11 protein-coding genes and 3 pseudogenes are annotated in these 16,200 nt (G+C 71.3%); 8 read left to right on the forward strand and 6 right to left on the reverse strand.

The window, feature by feature from the left end; translation table 11 throughout:
• From BJF79_RS52800 to secF, 4 genes and pseudogenes are all read left to right on the forward strand, one after another.
• Positions 1-514 (forward strand): helix-turn-helix domain-containing protein (locus tag BJF79_RS52800; RefSeq protein WP_143219702.1); only part of this gene is annotated, 514 nt, incomplete at its 5' end.
• 109 nt (positions 515-623) lie between these two features.
• Positions 624-1,124, forward strand: coding sequence for a hypothetical protein (locus tag BJF79_RS65240; protein ID WP_316043270.1), 501 nt, complete (start codon positions 624-626; stop codon positions 1,122-1,124).
• A pseudogene (locus BJF79_RS65245) lies at positions 1,025-1,567 on the forward strand (SecDF P1 head subdomain-containing protein); the annotation flags it as partial. The gene BJF79_RS65240 and the pseudogene BJF79_RS65245, both read left to right, overlap by 100 nt.
• Before the next feature lie 193 nt (positions 1,568-1,760).
• Entirely contained in the window at positions 1,761-2,858 is a 1,098-nt protein-coding gene (secF, locus tag BJF79_RS65250; RefSeq protein ID WP_316043266.1) for a protein translocase subunit SecF, read from the forward strand.
• 51 nt (positions 2,859-2,909) lie between these two features.
• On the opposite strand, the gene BJF79_RS04890 is transcribed toward secF, so the two are convergent.
• The 3 genes from BJF79_RS04890 to BJF79_RS04900 form a co-directional block, all read right to left on the reverse strand.
• A complete protein-coding gene (locus BJF79_RS04890) occupies positions 2,910-3,992 on the reverse strand; it encodes a DUF4190 domain-containing protein (RefSeq protein ID WP_075895215.1) in 1,083 nt (360 codons plus the stop codon).
• An 88-nt stretch (positions 3,993-4,080) separates the two neighbouring features.
• Complete coding sequence (locus BJF79_RS04895) at positions 4,081-4,545, reverse strand: hypothetical protein (protein WP_143219703.1); 465 nt, start codon at positions 4,543-4,545, stop codon at positions 4,081-4,083.
• Positions 4,546-5,231: 686 nt separating this feature from the next.
• Positions 5,232-6,035: a hypothetical protein gene (locus BJF79_RS04900; protein WP_075895217.1), complete on the reverse strand. Its 804-nt coding sequence runs from the start codon at positions 6,033-6,035 to the stop codon at positions 5,232-5,234.
• Positions 6,036-6,193: 158 nt separating this feature from the next.
• Here BJF79_RS04900 and BJF79_RS04905 point away from each other — a divergent pair, with 158 nt between their 5' ends.
• On the forward strand, positions 6,194-6,430 hold the full coding sequence (locus tag BJF79_RS04905; protein WP_075895218.1) for a hypothetical protein: 237 nt from the start codon (positions 6,194-6,196) through the stop codon (positions 6,428-6,430).
• Positions 6,431-6,552: 122 nt separating this feature from the next.
• Here BJF79_RS04905 and BJF79_RS04910 read toward each other — a convergent pair whose 3' ends face one another.
• The 3 genes from BJF79_RS04910 to BJF79_RS04920 form a co-directional block, all read right to left on the reverse strand.
• Positions 6,553-7,662 carry a DUF4190 domain-containing protein gene (locus BJF79_RS04910; protein ID WP_075895219.1) on the reverse strand — a complete coding sequence of 370 codons (1,110 nt, stop codon included), beginning with the start codon at positions 7,660-7,662 and terminating at the stop codon, positions 6,553-6,555.
• Between the two features lie 82 nt (positions 7,663-7,744).
• Complete coding sequence (locus BJF79_RS04915) at positions 7,745-9,007, reverse strand: DUF4190 domain-containing protein (protein WP_075895220.1); 1,263 nt, start codon at positions 9,005-9,007, stop codon at positions 7,745-7,747.
• 115 nt (positions 9,008-9,122) lie between these two features.
• Positions 9,123-11,009 (reverse strand): glycoside hydrolase family 15 protein, encoded by a 1,887-nt coding sequence (locus tag BJF79_RS04920; protein WP_262401545.1) that lies wholly within the window; start codon positions 11,007-11,009, stop codon positions 9,123-9,125.
• Positions 11,010-11,339: 330 nt separating this feature from the next.
• Here BJF79_RS04920 and ppdK point away from each other — a divergent pair.
• The 3 genes and pseudogenes from ppdK to BJF79_RS04935 all read left to right on the forward strand — a co-directional run bounded on the left by ppdK (position 11,340) and on the right by BJF79_RS04935 (position 16,144).
• Positions 11,340-14,028 (forward strand): annotated as a pseudogene (ppdK, locus tag BJF79_RS04925) (pyruvate, phosphate dikinase).
• Between the two features lie 211 nt (positions 14,029-14,239).
• Positions 14,240-14,845 (forward strand): YdcF family protein, encoded by a 606-nt coding sequence (locus BJF79_RS04930; RefSeq protein ID WP_316043267.1) that lies wholly within the window; start codon positions 14,240-14,242, stop codon positions 14,843-14,845.
• A gap of 37 nt (positions 14,846-14,882) precedes the next feature.
• Positions 14,883-16,144 (forward strand): annotated as a pseudogene (locus BJF79_RS04935) (deoxyguanosinetriphosphate triphosphohydrolase).
• Positions 16,145-16,200 lie beyond the last annotated feature (56 nt).

Below are 16,200 nucleotides of genomic sequence, written 5' to 3' on the forward strand. Positions count from 1 at the left end.
CCGGACGGCCGCGCGCGTCCTCGCGCCGGGGCGCTGCGCGTGCTGGCGGCGGCCGTCCCGGACGAGCGGACGCGCACCCTCCGCGAGGCGGCGCGGACGGCGGAACGCGGCGGGGACCGGCTGGAGCTGGCCCGGATCCTGGCCGACCTCGCCGCGTGCCACCGGATCGAGCGGCCCCGCCGCGCCCGCGAACTCGCCCGGCGGGCCGGGGAACTGGCCGCCGAGTGCGGCGCGGCCGGGATCGGCGGCGACCGGGTCCGGCCGCCGCGACCGGACCCGGCGGCGCGCCGACGCCCGCGCCGACCCGTTCACCGAGTTGAGCGACGCGGAACGCCGGGTCGCGGCGCTCGCCGCGGAGGGCTGGACCAACCGGCAGATCGCCAAGCGCCTGCACGTCACCACCAGCACGGTCGAGCAGCACCTGACCCGCGTCTACCGCAAACTGCGGATCAACCGCAGGACCGACCTTCCGCTGGACCTGGCCGGAATTCCGCCGCGCGACTTTCTCGCCTGATATCGCGGATTCACCGCCTCGCGGCGTTGGACGCCCTGACACGCTCGGGTGCGCCGGTTATTATTTCTTTGCCCTCGTAGCCCAATTGGTAGAGGTACTGGCGTTCGCCGTGCTCGCCGCATCGCTCTACTTCGCGCTGAAAGAACCGGCCCGGCTCGGCCTCGACCTGCGCGGCGGCACGCAGATCGTCCTTGAGGCGCAGGACACGCCGCAGGTCAAGGCGGACCGCGAGTCCACCGACCGGGCCCGCGAGGTCCTGCAGCGCCGGATCAACGCCCTCGGCGTCGCCGAATCGTCGATCACCCGCTCCGGCGAGCGGCGGCTGATCGTCGAACTGCCGACGTGCAGGACCCGTCCGGCGCCGCCGAGGTCATCGGCCGCACCGCCCAGCTCACCGTGCACCCGGTCCTGCCGCAGACCACCGGCGAACTGCAGAAGGGCCAGCAGCGGATCAACGACGAGAGCGGCCAGCCGATCATCATCGGACCGGCGAAGCTCACCGGCGACCAGATCGGCGGCGCCGAGGCCGTCTACGACCCGCAGAACCTCAGCGGCTGGGCCGTCACCCTGGACTTCCGGGCGAACGGCGACGACATCTGGCAGAAGATGACCGCCGAGGCCGCCTGCAAGACCGGCGACGAGCGGCGCGCCGCGATCGTCCTGGACGGGCGCGTCATCTCCTCCCCGGGCGTCGTGCAGAGCGTCCCGTGCGGGGTCGGGATCAGCGGCGGATCCACCCAGATCACCGGCGACTTCACCCCCGACGAGGCCAAGGACCTTGCCGCGCTGATCCAGGGCGGCTCGCTGCCCGTCCCCGTCAAGATCATCGAGCAGCGGGTGATCGGCCCGACGCTGGGCGAGGAGGCCATCGACGCCAGCGCCCGGGCCGCGATCATCGGCATCGCGCTGACCGCCCTGTTCATCACCGCCGTGTACCGCATCGCCGGCTTCCTGTCGATCATCGCGCTCTGCGCGTACGCGCTGATCTCCTACGCCGCGCTCGTCGCCATCGGCGCGACCCTCACCCTCCCCGGCCTCGCCGGGTTCGTCCTCGCCATCGGCATGGCCATCGACGCGAACGTCCTGGCGTTCGAACGGGCCAGAGAGGAACGCGGCATCCGCCCCGGGGCGACCTCCGCGGCTGGCCCTGGCGACCGGCTTCGACAAGGCGTGGTCGGCGATCGCCGACTCCCAGATCACGACCCTGCTGGCCGCCGCGCTGCTGTTCTTCCTCGCGTCCGGCCCGGTGAAGGGCTTCGGTGTCACCCTCAGCATCGGCGTCATCGCCTCGCTGATCTCCGCGATGCTGCTCAGCCGGGTGCTGACCGAAGTCGCCGCCACCTGGATGCCGCGGGTGATGAAGTCGCGCGCCGGCGGCCTCAGCGGACCCGGCCGCATCCGCCGCTGGCTGGAGAACAGCGGACCCGACCTGATGAAGCGCCGCAAGCTCTGGCTCGGGATCTCCGGACTCGCCGTCGTCCTCGCCGTCACCGGCATCGCCACCCGCGGCCTGAACTTCGGCGTCGAGTTCACCGGCGGCCGCATCGTCGAGTACTCCACGACCAAGCCGGTCGACATCGACGTCGCGCGCTCGGCCGTCTCCGACGCCGGGTTCCCCCGCGCGATCGTCCAGACGTCGGGCGACCAGGACATCTCCGTCCGCACCAGCGACCTCACCAACGAGGACGTCGAGAAGATCCAGAAGTCGCTCGCGGAGGAGGGCGGCGGCGCCACCAAGCAGCGCGACGAGCTGATCGGACCGAGCCTCGGGGACGAGCTGCGGCAGAAGGCGCTGATCGCGCTCGGTGTCGCGCTGCTCGTCCAGCTCGCCTACCTGACCATCAGGTTCCGCTGGACGTTCGGTGCCGGTGCCGTCCTCGCGATGTTCCACGACGTGCTGATCGTCGTCGGCGTCTTCGCGTGGCTCGGCAAACCCATCGACGGCGTGTTCCTCGCCGCCCTGCTCACCGTCATCGGATACTCGGTCAACGACTCCGTCGTCGTGTTCGACCGCGTGCGCGAACTGTGGGGCGCCAACCCGAAGAAACCGTTCGCCGAGATCGCGAACCAGGGCGTCCTGCAGACGATCCCGCGGACCATCAACACCGGCATGGGCGCCCTGTTCATCCTCGCGGCGCTCGCCGTCCTCGGCGGCGACTCGCTCACCGACTTCGCGATCGCGCTGCTGATCGGCATCGTCGTCGGCACGTACTCCAGCGTGTTCACCGGGACGCCGCTGGCGGTCGTGTTCGAACGGTACGCCAAGTCTCCGCCGCCGCACGCGAAGACGAAGTCCCGCCCGTCCCGTCCCCGCTCGTCGGGCGACTCGGGCGCCGTCGTCTGACGGCCCGCGTGCCGCCGGTGCCCGCGAAGGGCCCGGCGGCACGCCCCGTCCCTACTTCCGCACGATCGACTTCTTCAGCGGCGTGCCGCCCGGTAGGCCGACGAGGCAGACGGTCTCCCGCTGCCGCTCCCAGCTCGAAGAGGTCGGCATGAGGGGGACGACGGCGTACTCGCGGCCCGGCACTTCATTGATCGAGTCCCAGAGCCGTGCCTCACAGCCCTTCCCCGACTTCTCGGCGATGTACTCGTCGCTGGGAATCCAGTCGGGATCGCCGTCCTGGTACGGGACGTCGAAGGTCGCGTACACCTGGTACAGATGCGGTTCCGTGCAGGGAGCGGTCTTCACCGAGTCGAAAAGCCACCTGTGCACGTCGTCTTCCGGCCGATTTTCGACGCACATGCCGATCCGCAGGTCCCGGTACGACGTCCGACCTTTCTCGAGCGTCTCGGCGAGCGGCGACTGGAGGACCCCGGCGCCGGTGTAGTGCACCGAGCAGGAGACGCTGCCGGCATTCTCCGAGCCCGGCTCCAACACGTGGACGTACACGTCGAGATCCTCAAAGAAGGTGCTCGTCGCAAGATGTGTCGCCTTCTCGCTGCACAAGGCTTCGGCCGTCTCGCGTGAGGGCGCAGGTTCTGCGGACGTCCCCGCCGCGCCGACCGGTACCAGTGCGACGACCTCCCCTCGGTGCGAGGCGTTGCACGGACGTGCGTCCACGAGGGCGGTCCGCACTTCGTTTCCGAACCAGGTGTAGCAGTCGCCCGCCTCCAACGTCGAGAGGTGGACTTTCTCCGCTTGCGTAGTGGTATCGGACGAGCTGTTGTCGGCGGGGGAGACCGTCACGATCAGCACGACGACGGCCGTCCAGGCCATGGCCCAGGCGAGGGCCGCGGCCAGCCCGCCGATGGCGAGGCCCCGGCCTCTGCGCGTCCGGACGAGCGCGGCGACGCCGAACGCGATCGCGACGGGGACGATCCCGAGCAGGCCGGTGACGAGCGCGGTGATCGCGAGCCGGTTCGCGCGCGGTGGCCCCGCGGCGTCCGGAGCGCCGGCGTCCAGGGCCTCGTGGACGGTCTCGCGGGTGCTCTGTACGGGGGATTCGTCAACGCTATCAGCGTCTGGTGGCGTGGTCACCGGAGCGACAATAATGATCTTCTATAACAAGAGGCGCATTTCTGTCGTATGACGCCGAAACGTAACCAAATCCGGCGGCTTCCTGTCCTTACCCGGAGACGATCGACTTCTTCAGCCGCGTGCCGCCCGGCAGGCCCACGAGGCAGGTCGTCTCCCGGTCGGAGTTCCATGCCTGCGAGCTCGGCGGGAGGTAAGCGATCTCGTACTCGACGCCCGGCACCTCGTCGATCGCGTCCCAGAACCGGTCGTCGCAGCCGTTCCTGGACACCTTGTCGATGTACTCCTGGTCGGGGATGATCGAGGGATCCCCGTCCTGGTAGGGGACGTCGAAGTTCGCGTACACCTGGTAGAGGTGCGGCTCGGTGCAGGGCACCGTCCGCACGTACCTGGCGATCCAGGACCCGCCATATCCCCCGTCGAGGTCCTTGACGCACTCGCCGACCCCTAGGTAGATGTTCTCCTTCAACGCGTCGTCCAGGGTGTCCGCCAGCCGGGTGTCGAGCGTCCCGGCGCCGAGGTAGTGCATCGCGCACGACGTGCGGGTCGTCCTCACCGAGGGTCTCCGGCGCGTGCACGTACATCTTGAGGTCGGCGAAATAGCGGCTCTTGGAGAGGTAGGCGCTCCTGTCCCGGCAGATCGCGTTCTCGTCCTGGCCGAAGGCGCCGAACGCCATCCGGGCGATGACCTCGCCCCGGTGCGGCTCGGTGCAGGGCACCGCCTCCACGAGCGCGAGCCGGACCTCGTCCGGCGCGAAACCGGTGTAGCAGTCGCCCTCGCGGAGCGTCGCGATGTGGACCTTGCCTCCGTCCGTGACCTGGCCGGACGCGTTCCGGTCGACGGAGTACGTCGACACCGCGACGGTCGCCGCCACGACGATGACCGCGCCCCACACGAGCGAGGCGGCCAGCCCGCCGATGGCGAGCCCCCGTCCCTTGTGCGCCCGGCGCCGCACCTGGACGAGCGCCGCGATGCCGAGCCCGATCGCGACCGGGACGAGCCCGAGCAGCCCCGTGACCAGGGCGGTGACCGCGAGCGGGCTCGTCGGCGGCCGTTGCGGCCCGAAGGGCCCCGGCGCGGGCGGGGGAGGAGGCCCCCAGGCGGCCGCGGCGGGCGGCGGCGGGACGGAGACGGGCGGTCCGGTGTCTTCGGCGCGCGGGGCGTCCGGCAGCGCCCAGACGGTCGGGGCGGCTTCGGACGTCTGCGGGGGAGGGGTTTCCATGTCGTCGGTGCTCATGCCGTCAGCCCGTGACGATCGACTTCTTCAGAGGGGTGCCGTCCATCAAGCCGACGAAGCACACCACGCCGCGGCTGATGCTCCAGGAGAATTCGGTCGGGACGATCCACGTGATCTCGTAATCGAGCTGCGGCGCGTTCCTGAGCGCCGCGTCGAATCGCCTGTCGCACTGCTGCTCCCCCTGCTTGTCGAGGAACGTCTGTGAGGGGGCCTTGCCGGAGCCCGCCGCGTTCTTGGGGATGTCGAACTCGGCGTACACCTGGTACCGGTGCGGGGCGTTGCAGGGGAGGAGCTTCACGGCCCCGGTGACCAGGGATTCCTCGCCGTCCTCCTCGATCTCCGCGAGGCAGTCGCCGATCGTCAGCTCGCCGTAGGTCCGCCGGTCGGCGTCCACCGTGTCGGCCAGCGGGACGTCGAGCGTGCCGGACGCGGTGTAATGCATGGCGCAGACGACCTCCCCGTTCTCGTCGGCCGAGGTCAAGCCGCCTGGCTCGGGCAGGTACACGTACGGGTAGAGATCGGCGTAGAAGCGGCTCTTGCTCACCCACTCGGTCTCGCCCTGGCAGTACAGGTCGGCCCGCTCGAACATGGTGCCGGAGCCGAAGTCCTCGACCGGCCCGACCGGCAGGCGCGCGGTGATCTCGCCCCGGTGGGGTTCGTCGCACGGCACCGCCTCCACGAGCATCACCTCCTCGGCGTCCGGTGCGAACCCGGTGTAGCAGTCGCCCTTCTTCAGCGCCGCGAAGTGGACCCTGCCCCCGTCCGTGATCGCGCCCGACGCGTCCCGCTCGACGCTGAACTCCGACACGACCGCGCCGCCCGCCGCGACGATCCCGATCGTGCTCCAGACCCGCCGCGACGAGGCCGCCGATCGCGAGGTTCCGGCCCCGGTGCGTCCGGCGTCGCGCCTGCACGAGCCCGGCGATGCCGAACCCGATCGCGACGGGGACGAGTCCGAGAAGCCCGGTGACCAGCGCGACGATCGAGTGCGGGCTCGTCTTCGACGGCTCGGCGAGCGGCGGTGGCCCGGGCATCGGGCCACCGAACGGCCCCGGCGGGACGGCTCCGGGCGGCGGGGGCGGGAACGCGCCCCCGGCGTGCGCCGGGGGTGCCGCGAAGGCTGCCGGCGGGGCGTCCCCGGTCGAGGCGGAGCCCGGTTGTGCCCAGACGGTCGCCGGGTCCGAGGCGGGCGTCTCGGGATGAGCGTCCGGGAGGCGATCGTCAGCGTTCGGTGGCATGGTCACGGCGCAGGACCGTAATGATCTTGCATAACGAATCACGCAGTTTCGGCACTTACTGCCGAAACATGACCGGTACCGGACACCTCACCCGGGCATCAGGGAGCCTTCGAGCCCCGGGCCATTGGCGCCCAGGTAGCAGACGACGGTCAGTATGCCGATCTCCCAGTCCTCCGGAGCCGGCCACCTGGCGCCGATCGACACCCCCGCCTTCGGGGGAACCCTTTTGAAGATCCTCCGGGCCTCCGCGATGCATCTGCGTTCCGTCCCAAGGCGAAGAAGTTCGTCGGCGGGACGGGGCGGAAGGGTGCCCGGAGCGTAGGTGCCGCCCAGGGAGATCTCGTAGGTGGCGAACACCTCGGACCAGTGAGGTTCGCCGCACGGCACGGTCGGGATGATGTCGTCGACGGTCGTCAGCCTGCTGACGCACGTTCCCGGGGTCAGTTCCTGGTACGTCTTCAGAGAGGTGTCCACCGTTTCGACCAACGGAGTGGTGAGCTCGCCGCCCGCGCGATGTATTGCGCAGATGACGTCTCCCTCCCGAGGCGTCGGGAGTCCGATGTACGGCTCGAGTTGAGTGCGCACACGGCTTTTGCGGAGATATGTGGACCTTCCCCTGCACAGGGTGAACGCCGCGTCGATCCCGTCCGGGGAGGCCTGGGGGGCACGCGCGATGACCTCGCCGGTGTGGGCTTCGGTGCAGGGAACGGCCCGCACCGGCCCGGGGCGGGCGATCTTCGTGGCGTAGTCGTACCGGTACCCGGTGAAGCAGTCGCCTTCGCGCAGTTCCGAGAACGGGGCCTCGCCGCCGACGGTGATCGTTCCCGTCGCGTCCCGTTCGAGCGTGGAGCCGGACGCGACGAGGACCACCGCGAGCGTCCCCGCGATCGTCCAGGCGAGGGACGCGGCCAGGCCGCCGAAGGCGAGGGCCCGGCCCTTCTCCGTGCCCCGCCGGAGCCGGACGAGCGCGGTGGCGGCGAACGCGATCGCTACCGGGGCGAGGCCGATGAGCCCGGTGACCAGCGCGGCGACGGCCGTCCGGTCCGTGCGGCGCGGGTCTGCGGACGGCGGCGGGGCCGGGGCTCCCGGCGCGGCGGCGCCGGGCACGCCGGACGGTTCCGCGGGCGGGACGTCCGGCGGCGCCCACTCCCGCGCGGGGTTCGAGGCGACGTCGTCGGCGTTCGGTGGCGTGGTCACGGCGCAGGAATGTAATGATCTTGCATAACGAACCGTGCACTTTCGGCACCTGTCGCCGAACCGTGATCGCCGGGGGCGCCCGTCACCTCGGGACGAGCGAGCCTCTCAGGTCCCGGCCCTTCGCGGTGAGCATGCACACGGCCGTCCGGATCCCGCTCTCCCAGTCGTTGGGGGAGGGCGGTATCGCGAAGAGTTCGAGTCCGGCGCGCGGGGGGCGGGCGAAGATCGCGGCGAGTCGTGCTTCGCACTTGTCGAGCACCTGTGGAGTGAGGGCGTCCATGCCCGGATACCGCGGGTATTCGAGGGGGTCGTCCTCCACCTTCGGGCTGATCTTGTACGTGGCGAAGACCTCGGCGAAATGCGGCTTTCTGCAGGAGACCGGTGAGATGACCGGGTGTGTCTCCCGCGCCCAGGTCTTGAGGCAGTGTCCGCGCTTGAGTTGCTCGTAGGTGTACAGCTTGGTGTTCACCGAGTCGGCCAGTGGGCCCTCGATCGCGCCACCGTCGTGGTGCAGGGCGCAGGTGATCTGCCGGTTGCCCGCGTTCCAGGCGGCCGACTTCGGCCACTCGTAGTAGGGCTTGAGGTTCGGATACAGGGGGCTCTTGCGGAGCCTGGCGGATTCGGTTCCGCATACGACGTGCGTCGCGTTCTCGGTGCGATCGTCGCCCGGGTAGGGGCCGTCGGGCAGTGCCGACCGCGTGACGATCTCGCCCGTGTGGGGTTCGGCGCACGGCACCGCGTCGACGATCCGGAGCGGCTTGGTGGGGTTGTAACCGGTGAAGCAGTCGCCCTTGCGGAGGGTCGTGAACAGGGCCTTGCCGCCCTTGGAGATCGCGCCCGACTCGTCGCGCTCGACCGAGAACACCGATTCGAGGACGGCGGGGACGAGCATGCCGATGGCCACGGACCAGGCGGCCGAGGCGGCGATGCCCACGATGGCGAAGCCCTTGCCCTTCCGGGTCTTGCGCCGCCGGTGGACGAGCGCGGCGATGCCGAATCCGAGCGCGAGGGGGATCAGGCCGAAGAGGCCGGTGAGCAGGGCGGTGACCGCGAGCCCGCTCGTCCGCGGCGGCTCGTCCGGCGGCCGCGGGGCGGGCGCCACGGGCGGAGGCGGGAGGGAGCCCGCCTGCGGGAAGGCCGTGCCCGGACGGCCGAAGGGAGGCGCGGCGTCCACCTCCGGGAGGTCGGAGAAGGGGATCGCGCCGGTGCCGGGCGGGTCGGTGAAGGGGACGGCTCCCGTCGGAGCCGGGGGAGCGGCGTTCATCTCGGGCAGGTCCGAGAAGGGGACGGCGCCCGGTGGCGGCCAGGCGTGGTGGTCGTCGGCGCCGGGGGCGTCCGGTGGCATGGTCACATCGCCGAACTTAATGATCTTGGACTGGCGGCGGCGCGTTTCCGGCACCCGGTGCCGAAGATGGCCGTTTGCGGCCGTGGCCGGGGCGGGGCCCGGCCACGGCGACAGGTCAGGCCAGTGGCGGCTGGTCCTCGTCGTTCTCGGCCCGGATCACCTGCATGACCGCGTTGATCAGTGCCAGGTGCGTGAACGCCTGCGGGAAGTTGCCGAGGTGGCGGCCCGTGTGCGGGTCGATCTCCTCGGCGTAGAGCTGCAGCGGGCTCGCGTACGACAGCAGCTTCTCGCACAGCGCCCGGGCGCGGTCGAGCTCGCCGATCAGGACGAGCGTCGACACCAGCCAGAACGAGCAGATCGTGAACGTGCCCTCGTCGGACTCGAACCCGTCGTCGGTCTCGGCCGCGCGGTAGCGCAGCACGAGGTCGTCCTCGGACAGTTCGTCGGCGATCGCCAGGACGGTCTCACGGACCCGCTTGTCGTCGGCGGGCAGGAAACCGAGCAGCGGGATCAGCAGCGCGGACGCGTCGAGGGCCGTCGCGCCGTAGTGGGCGGTGAAGACCCCGCGGTCGTCGAGCGCGTTGGCGAGGACGTCCGCGTGGATCTCGTCGGCGGCGGCCTGCCAGCGGCGGGCGCGTTCGGCGTCGCCGCGGATGCGGGCCAGCCGGGCGCCGCGCTCGGCCGCCACCCAGCAGAAGACCTTGGACGAGGTGAAGTGCTGGGGTTCGCCCCGCACCTCCCACATGCCGCAGTCGGGGGTGCGCCAGTTCGCGAGCGCGTCCTCCACCTGCTTCACGACGATCTTCCACAGCCGGTCGTCGAGGCGGTCGCGCTTGCGCACGAACAGGTAGACCGACCCGATGATCGCGCCCCAGACGTCGTGCTGGGCCTGCATGTACGCCTCGTTGCCGATGCGCACGGGACGGGCGTTGTCGTAGCCCGTCAGATGATCGAGCGTCGACTCGGGCAGCTCCTCCCGGCCGTCCAGCCCGTACATGATCTGCAGCTTGCCCTCGGCGGCCTCGGCGACGTCGGTGATGAAGTAGAAGAAGTCGTTGGCCTCCCAGTCGTAGCCGAGCGTGTAGAACGCCCACAGCGCCATCGTGGAGTCGCGGATCCACGTGTAGCGGTAGTCCCAGTTGCGGTCGCCGCCGGGGGTCTCGGGCAGCGAGGTCGTCGCCGCCGCCGCGACCGCGCCGGACGGCCCGAACGTCAGCCCCTTGAGGGTGAGGGCGCTGCGCTGCAGGTGGGCGCGCCACGGGTGGTCCGGGAACCGGCCCCGGTCGAGCCAGTGCTGCCAGTGGTGGACGGTCCAGACGAGCCGTTCCTGCGCCTCCTTGTAGGTGGCGGGAGCGGCGTGCTCGCTCCACGAGAGCGCGACGAACCGTGACTCGCCCTGCTTCAGGAGCGTGCGGGCCGTCGCGAGGGACCCCTCGAAGCCGACGTTCATGTCGGTGGTGAGCCGCAGCCCGACGCCGTTCCCGCGCGCGGCGGCCTCGTGGTATCCGGCGCCGGTGTGCTCCCAGCGGGCGGGCGTCTGGCCGTAGTCGAACACCGGCATGCAGTCGAGCCGGACCTGGACCTGGCCGTTCACGCAGCGCACCATCCGCAGCAGCACGTGGTCGGCGTCGTAGTCCGTGGGGGCGCGGCGGTGCGTGTGGGACCGTTCCGTCTCGTGGTGCCAGGGCCCCATGAGCAGCGCGTCGGTCACCACCAGCCAGCCACCGTGCACCCACCAGGTCGTCTCCATGACCATGGTGCCGGGGATGTAGCGCTGCGCCGCGGGGACCTCCACCCCGGCCGGGCCGACCCGGAAATACCCGGCGTCGCGGTCCAGGATGGACCCGAAGACGCTCGGGGAGTCCATCTTGGGCAGGCACATCCACTCGATGTTGCCGCTGGGGGCTACCAGCGCGGTCGTCTCGCAGTCGGACAGGAATCCGTAATCGGCGATGGGGGCGAACGGATCTCCCGCCCGGCCGCCGGCGACCTTCGGCCTCACAGCCTCACCTCCTTGATCCTCCATCATTCCCTCTCGCGTCCGGTGGCTACGCCATGGGCGGGCGCGAATGTGCCCCCGGGCGTGTTCGGCCCGGGGAATCTGTGACGCATGTCCGGAGTGTCCTAGTGGAATAGACCACTATCCGGGGTTTGACCTGCGAGAACGCCCCTCCGGTGGTGGGGCGCCGAGCGAAGCCTCGCGGCGCGGGTACAGTCCCGGCAAACAGGGCAGCGGACCCGCCGCTGCCTGGGGGAACGCGATGACGCGCGCCTCCGGGCGAGCGGGACCGGCACTGTCCCTGGCCGAAACCGGAGCGAAAAGGAGCTCCCCGTGGCGAAGTTCGTGTACGACTTCACCGAGGGCAACAAGGACCTCAAAGATCTGCTGGGCGGCAAGGGCGCCAACCTGGCCGAGATGACCAACCTCGGACTGCCCGTTCCTCCCGGGTTCACGATCACCACGGAGGCGTGCCGGTACTACCTGGAGCACGGGGGCCTGCCCGCCGGGCTCCAGGACGAGGTGGACCGGCACCTGGCCGAGCTCGAACGCGCGATGGGCAAGCGGCTCGGGCAGAGCGACGACCCGCTGCTGGTTAGCGTCCGGTCCGGCGCCAAGTTCAGCATGCCGGGCATGATGGAGACCGTCCTCAACGTCGGCCTCAACGACGAGTCGGTGCACGGTCTCGCGGCCCAGGCCGGGGACGAGCGGTTCGCGTGGGACTCCTACCGGCGGCTCGTCCAGATGTTCGGCGGCACGGTCCTCGGCATCGACGGCGAGCTGTTCGAGGACGCCGTCGAGGACGCCAAGCGGGCCCGCGGCACCAAGGACGACGTCGACCTCACCGCCGAGGACTTCAAGGACCTCGTCGGACGGTTCAAGACGATCGTCCGCGAGCAGGCCGGACGGGACTTCCCGACCGACCCCCGCGAGCAGATGGACCTCGCCGTCCGCGCCGTGTTCGACTCCTGGAACGCCGACCGCGCGATCCTGTACCGCCGCCAGGAGCGCATCCCCGTCGACCTCGGCACGGCGGTGAACATCTGCTCGATGGTCTTCGGGAACCTCGGCATGGACTCCGGGACGGGCGTCGCGTTCACCCGCGACCCCGCGTCCGGCCAGCAGGGCATCTACGGCGACTACCTGCAGAACGCGCAGGGCGAGGACGTCGTCGCCGGAATCCGGAACACGGTGCCGCTGACCGAGCTGGAGCGCCTCGACAAGGCGTCCTACGACCAGTTGCTCCAGATCATGGAGAAGCTGGAGAACCACTACCTCGACATGTGCGACATCGAGTTCACCATCGAGAGCGGCAAGCTGTGGATGCTGCAGACCCGCGTCGGCAAGCGGACCGCCGCGGCCGCGTTCCGCATCGCCTGCCAGCTGCTCGACCAGGGGCTCATCGACGCCGACGAGGCCGCCCGCCGCGTCAAGGGCGACCAGCTCGCGCAGCTGATGTTCCCGCGCTTCACCTCCACCGCCCACGGCATCACCAAGCTGACCCGCGGCATGAACGCCTCCCCGGGCGCCGCCGTCGGCAAGGTCGTGTTCAACTCCGCGCGGGCGGTGGAACTGGCCGAACGCGGCGAGGACGTCATCCTCGTCCGCCGCGAGACCAACCCCGACGACCTCGCCGGGATGATGGCGGCGCGGGGCGTCCTGACGTCCCGCGGCGGCAAGACTTCGCACGCGGCCGTCGTCGCCCGCGGCATGGGCAAGACGTGCGTGTGCGGCGCCGAGGAACTCGACGTCGACGTCAAGGCGGGCCGGTTCACCGCGCCGGACGGGACGGCCGTCACCGAGGGCGACGTGATCTCGATCGACGGGTCGTCCGGCGACGTGTACCTCGGCGAGGTCCCGGTCGAGGACTCCCCGGTCGTCCGGTACTTCGAGGGCGAGCTGGCCGCCGAAGACGGCGACGACCTCGTCAAGGCCGTCGACCGGGTCATGCGGCACGCCGACGGGCGCGCCGCGCTGGCCGTCCGCGCGAACGCCGACAACCCGGAGGACTCGGCGCGCGCCCGCCGGTTCGGGGCGCGGGGCATCGGGCTCTGCCGCACCGAGCACATGTTCCTCGGCGACCGGCGGCGGCTGGTCGAGAAGCTGATCCTGGCCGCGGACGACGCCGAGCGGCGCACGGCCCTCGACGCCCTGGAGCCGCTGCAGCGCAGCGACTTCGAGGGCATCTTCGAGGCCATGGACGGGCAGCCGGTCACCATCCGGCTGATCGACCCGCCGCTGCACGAATTCCTCCCCGACCTGACCGAACTGTCGGTGAAGGTCGCGCTCGCCGGCGACGGCGCGGACCCCCGGGACCGCCGCCTCCTCGAGGCGGTCAACCGACTGCACGAGCAGAACCCTATGTTGGGATTGCGGGGCGTGCGGCTGGGTTTGGTGATTCCCGGCCTGTTCTCCATGCAGGTGCGCGCGATCGCCGAGGCCGCGGCGGCGCGGCGCGCGCGCGGACGGCGACCCGCGCCCGGAGATCATGATCCCGCTCGTCGGCGCGGTGCAGGAACTGGAGGCCGTCCGCGACGAGGCCCGCGAGGTCCTCGCCGCCGTCGCCGCGGAGACCGGCGTGGACGTCCCCGCGCTGATCGGCACCATGATCGAGCTGCCGCGGGCGGCGCTGACCGCCGGGCAGATCGCCGAGGCCGCCGAGTTCTTCTCGTTCGGGACGAACGACCTCACCCAGACGACGTGGGGCTTCTCCCGCGACGACGTCGAGGCCGCGTTCTTCTCCCGGTACCTGGAGCTCGGGATCTTCGGCGCGTCCCCGTTCGAGACGCTCGACCGAGACGGGGTCGGACGGCTCGTCCGGATCGCCGCGCAGGAGGGCCGGCGCGCCCGTCCGGGCCTCAAGCTCGGGATCTGCGGGGAGCACGGCGGCGACCCCGACTCGGTGCACTTCTGCCACGAGGTCGGGCTCGACTACGTGTCCTGCTCGCCGTTCCGGGTACCGGTGGCGCGGCTGGAGGCGGGCCGCGCGGCGATCGCGGCGGCGGACGCGGCCGCCCGCTGACCGTGCGTCCGCGCGGCGGCCGGGAGTGCCCGGCCGCCGCGCGGAAACGCCGGTGCGACGAAGGCGACACACGACGTTCGAGAACTTCGCGCATCCGCCGGGCCATCTAACTAACGTGTCCGTCGAGATGACGTTGGATCTGGATTTGCCGCACTCCGCATCGGGGGGCCGGGGCGGACGGTCCGGCAGGCGCCGCGGGTCGGCGTGGGTCGTGCTCCCCGTCGGCCTCGTGGTCGGCCTGCTGATCGTCGCCCTGCTCACGCCCCTCACCCTCGCCGCTCGCGTCTGGTACGAGGCGCGCCAGGACGAGCGTCCGCGCTCGGACGCGATCATCGTCCTCGGCGCCGCGCAGTACAACGGGAAGCCGTCGCCGACGCTGCGCTGGCGCCTGCAGCACGCGCTGGACCTCTACCGGGACGGGGTCGCGCCGACGATCGTCACCGTCGGCGGCAACCGGCCCGGCGACGAGTACACCGAGGCCGGTTCGGGCCGCCGCTGGCTGATCGAGGAGGGCGGGGTGCCCGCGGGGGACGTCGTCGCGGTCCCCACCGGAAGCGACACGCTGCAGAGCTTCGAGGCGGTCGGGCGGCTGTACGACGACCGCGGCTGGGCGTCCGGGGTGATCGTCTCCGATCCGTGGCACTCGCTGCGCTCCGAGCGGATGGCCGAGGACCACGGCATCGAGGCCGCGGCGTCCCCGACGCGCAGCGGCCCGACCGTCCAGACCCGCGAGACGCAGGCGTACTACATCGTCCGGGAGACCGCCGCCTACCTGTCCTACGCGTTCCTCGGCGGCGACGGCGATCCCGCGGCCTGACCCGCCGCCCGACCCGCCCGCTTAACCTGGACGGGAGATGACCACCTACACCGAAGACGACCGGCGGCGCTGGGCGCCCGAACCGTCCAAGCGGCGCGACCGCACCGCCTTCGAACGCGACCGGGCGCGCGTCCTGCACAGCGCCGCGCTGCGCAGGCTGGCGGCCAGACCCAGGTCGCCTCGCCCGGCGCGGACGCGGGCGACGACACCGTGCAGAGCCTGCGCACCCGCCTCACCCACTCGCTGGAGTGCGCCCAGGTGGGCCGTGAGCTGGGCAAAGCGCTCGGCTGCGACCCCGATCTGGTGGAGACGGCCTGCCTGTCGCACGACATCGGGCACCCCCCGTTCGGGCACAACGGGGAGGCCGCCCTCGACGTCGTCGCGCGCGACTGCGGCGGGTTCGAGGGCAACGCGCAGAGCCTGCGGGTGCTGACCAGGCTGGAACCCAAGTCGTTCGCCCCGGACGCCCCGCCGCTGCTCGGCCGCAGCGTCGGCCTCAACCTGACGCGGGCCGCGCTGGACGCCGCGATGAAGTACCCCTGGACGGCCGGCACGCCGCAGTGCGACGCCGCCGGCGGCAAGTTCGGGGTCTACGACGACGATCTGGACGTCGCGCGCTGGGTGCGCGAAAGCGCCGAACCCGGCCGGACGTGCTTCGAGGCCCAGGTCATGGACTGGAGCGACGACGTCGCCTACTCCGTCCACGATCTGGAGGACGCGCTGGTCGCCGGGCACATCGACTTCGTGCGGCTGGCCGACCCCGCCGAGCGCCGCCTCGTCGCCGCGACCGCGCGCAAGCTGTACTGCGCCGACGCCGACCTGGCCGAACTGGAGGAACGCTTCGCCGCGCTGCTCGCCGAACCGTACTGGCCGTCCCGCTACGACGGCACCCCGCGCAGCCTCGCCGCGCTGAAGAACCTCACGAGCACGCTGATCGGCCGGTTCTGCCTGGCCGCCGAGGACGCCACCCGGGCCGCGCACGGCGACCGCCCGCTGACCCGGTACGCCGCGGAACTCGTCGTCCCGCGGGCGACCCGGCTGGAGAACGCGCTGCTCAAGGGCATCACCGCGCACTACGTGTGGATCAGCCACGAGGAGGTCAGGGCCCGCCAGCGCACGCTGATCACCGAGCTGGCCGAGCTGATGCTCGCGGGCGCTCCCGGCACCCTCGAACCGGGGTTCCGCGCCGCCTTCGAGGAGGCGGCCGACGACGCGGGCCGGCTGCGCGCCGTCGTCGACCAGATCGCCTCGCTCACCGACATTTCCGCCATCGCCCGCCACAGGCTGCTGACCGGCTGACCGGCCGATCACGTAAGACGCGCCCGCCCCGGGACCCTTGTCTCATCACAGATGTC

This window comes from Actinomadura sp. CNU-125, assembly GCF_001942465.1.
Taxonomy (GTDB): Bacteria; Actinomycetota; Actinomycetes; order Streptosporangiales; family Streptosporangiaceae; genus Spirillospora.